This window comes from Ruoffia halotolerans (assembly GCF_014049385.1).
GTDB classification, from domain to species: Bacteria; Bacillota; Bacilli; order Lactobacillales; family Aerococcaceae; genus Ruoffia; species Ruoffia halotolerans.
The window spans coordinates 1-3,359 of record NZ_JACAOA010000051.1 but is presented as its reverse complement, the minus strand read 5'-3'; the positions used below and the strand labels follow the sequence as shown (position 1 = coordinate 3,359).

General features: G+C 34.0%; 3 protein-coding genes. All 3 read left to right on the top strand.

Features of this window, described 5'->3' with window-relative positions; genetic code table 11:
* Positions 1–29 precede the first annotated feature (29 nt).
* Genes HW423_RS10590 through HW423_RS10580 form a run of 3 tightly spaced genes read left to right on the top strand, consistent with a single transcriptional unit; the run spans position 30 to position 2,403 of the window.
* On the top strand, positions 30–617 hold the full coding sequence (locus HW423_RS10590) for a peptidylprolyl isomerase (RefSeq protein ID WP_218931875.1): 588 nt from the start codon (positions 30–32) through the stop codon (positions 615–617).
* Between the two features lie 29 nt (positions 618–646).
* The gene (locus HW423_RS10585; RefSeq protein WP_218931874.1) at positions 647–1,060 is read left to right on the top strand and encodes a CvfD/Ygs/GSP13 family RNA-binding post-transcriptional regulator; all 414 of its coding nucleotides are present in this window, start codon (positions 647–649) and stop codon (positions 1,058–1,060) included.
* Positions 1,060–2,403 (top strand): glucose-6-phosphate isomerase, encoded by a 1,344-nt coding sequence (locus HW423_RS10580; protein ID WP_218931873.1) that lies wholly within the window; start codon positions 1,060–1,062, stop codon positions 2,401–2,403. Before HW423_RS10585 ends, HW423_RS10580 begins: the two co-directional genes overlap by 1 nt.
* The last annotated feature ends 956 nt before the right edge of the window (positions 2,404–3,359 follow it).

Sequence of the window (3,359 nt, the reverse complement as noted above, 5' to 3'; positions counted from 1 at the left end):
ATATAAAATATAAGGAGGAGTGAATTATTTTGACAAAATTTCCACAGTTAAACACAGAAGAATTAAATGTTGATATTACATTACATACAAACAAGGGTGATATTGATTTAGCTCTATTCCCGGAGGTAGCTCCAAAGACAGTAGAAAACTTTAAAGAATTATCAAAAAAAGGGTATTACGACGGAATTATCTTCCATCGTATTATTAAAGACTTCATGATTCAAGGTGGAGACCCAACAGGAACAGGTATGGGTGGAGAGAGTATCTATGGTGACGCTTTTGAAGACGAATTCTCTGCTGAAGTATTTAACTTATATGGTGCCTTATCAATGGCTAATGCTGGACCAAATACAAATGGAAGTCAATTCTTCATCGTAACAGCTCCAAATGTACCAGCGCAAATGCTAGAACAATTAAAAGAAGCTGGATTCCCAGAAGAAATTATTGATGCATATGAATCAAAAGGTGGAACACCTTGGTTAGACCACCGTCATACAGTATTTGGTCACGTTGTTAATGGTATGGATGTAGTCCTAGATATTCAAGCTCAAGAAACTGGTGCCCAAGACAAGCCCGTAGAAGATATTGTTATTACGAGCGTTACTGTTAATGAGTAGCCTACTATAAAGTAAAGGGTGGATATACATTGACAAAAGAATTTAGAATTGGGGATGTAATCCAAGGAGAAGTAACCGGTATTCAGAATTATGGTGTCTTTGTTAAATTATCGGATACAGAGCAAGGATTAGTGCATATATCAGAATGCAAACACGGTTATATGTCCGAGTTAGATAATTTTATTAATATTGGCGAAAAAGTTAAAGTCAAAATTATTGATATAGATGAATATACTCGAAAAATTAGTTTGTCTTTTAGAGCGTTGCAACATCTAAACACACCACCGTTTCCGTCAAAATTAAAAAAGTATCCTAAAAGATATTTACCTAAGATTGGATTCAAGACATTAGGACGCAATATGCCTAAAATTATTGAAGATGGTTTGAGACAAATCGAAGAAGATCAAACTAATATTCTAGGAAAAAATGAGGAGAGATATTAATGACAAATTTAAAATTTGATTATACAAAAGCTTTATCATTCTTTAAAGAACATGAATTAACTCAGATTAAACCATATATTGAATTGGCACATAACCAACTTCATGATAAAACAGGTGCAGGAAATGACTTCTTGGACTGGATCGATTGGCCAGAAACATACGATAAAGATGAATATGCACGCATCAAAGCAGCTTCCGAAAAAATTAAAGCAGATTCAGATATTCTTATTGTAATTGGTATTGGAGGATCATACTTAGGAGCGAAAGCAGCAATCGAATTCCTAAACGATTCATTTTACAATATTAAAGCAGGGCAAAAAGGAACACCTCAAGTTATTTTTGCGGGTAATAGTATTAGTTCGACTTATTTACACGATCTAGTTGATTTAGTCGGAGACCGTGACTTTTCGGTTAATGTTATTTCTAAATCAGGAACAACAACTGAACCTTCTATTGCATTCCGTGTATTCAAAGAATTATTAGATAAGAAATACGGTCACGAAGAAGCAGTTAAACGTATTTATGCAACGACAGATAAAGAGAGAGGCGCTCTAAAATCAGAAGCAAACGCTGAAGGATATGAAACATTTGTTATTCCTGACGGCATTGGTGGACGCTTTACTGTATTAACTGCTGTAGGTCTATTACCAATTGCAGTCGCAGGTGGAGATATTGACGCTTTAATGAAAGGTGCACGCGAAGCAATGGAAGAGTACAGTAATCCAGATGTTATGGAGAACAGTGCTTACCAATACGCGGCCATCCGTAACTTCTTCTATAAAAAAGGGAAGAATATTGAAATACTAGCTAATTATGAACCAGGTATGCAATACTTCTCTGAATGGTGGAAACAATTATTCGGTGAATCTGAAGGTAAAGACCAAAAAGGCATTTACCCAGCAAGTGCAAACTTCTCAACAGATTTACACTCTATTGGACAAACAATCCAAGATGGACAAAGAAATATCTTTGAAACAGTCTTAAAAGTTGAAACACCAAGACATGATATTGATATTCCGAAAGCTGAAGAAGATCTAGATGGTTTAGGTTACTTAGAAGGAAAAACAATTGACTTTGTAAATACTAAAGCATTTGAAGGAACATTATTAGCTCATACGGACGGTAATGTACCAAATCTACTAGTAACAATTCCAGCTATGGATGAAAAATCTTTAGGACACTTAATCTACTTCTTTGAAAAAGCAGTAGGAATCTCAGGATATTTAAATGGTGTTAATCCATTTGATCAACCAGGGGTAGAAGACTACAAACGTAATATGTTTGCTTTATTAGGTAAACCAGGATTCGAAGACCTAGCTAAAGAGTTAAACGAACGACTATAAGCTTAGAATTATAATAAAGAAACAAAAAAGATTGAAGGCTACTTTAAGTTGCCCTCAATCTTTTTTGTTAAAGAGACATGATATAGAAGGAAACGGATCGTCTAATAGTTACTATATCCTATTTATAATGAAGGAAACCTAAAGTGAAGCGATTTAAAGTAAAATAAGATAAAAAATATAAGAAATCACAAAATTATATTGACCCCACCTATAACTTAGTGGTATATTATCTCTTGTCGTCACGAGACGTTGTAACAATGTTTGACGATAACTTTGTAAGGTTGCATGGAATTTACATAAACTTTACAAAAAAGTGAAAAAAGTATTGACGAAATGATTCGTCGATGATACTATAACATAAGTTGCTACCACAACATGTGTAGCGCTTACAACTTTTGAAGCGAATCATACATTTGGTTCAAAAATGCTTTACAGATTACACGAAGCATGATAGGATATAATAGTTGTCAATTGAGATTACTCACTTGGAAAAAGGAATAACAAAAGTGAAAAAGTGATTGACACTAATATACTAAATATGTTACTATTTAAAAGTTGTCATTTGCGACATCAATTAAACGAGGCGGCGCTGATAAAAAAGCGAAAAATATTGTTGACACAATATAGCCATCATGATAAGATATATAAGTTGTCAAACAGCGACAATATCACGATTGAGGGTTCACTTGTTTTTGGGAATTATTTTAAAACTTTAAAAAAGTTGTTGACTTCGAGTCGCAACCGTGATAATCTATAAAAGTTGTTAAAACAAACGACATCACTTCGAAACGAAGTTGAAAATACTTTGAAAAAAGTGTTGACAACCACAGCACGAAGAAGATAAACTGTAAAAGTTGTTGTTCAACAAATCAACAACGAAAGCTCATTGAAAACTGAACAAAGATAAACACACCAAATGTGTAAGGGGATCTGTTCTACGGAACAGACAACCAAAT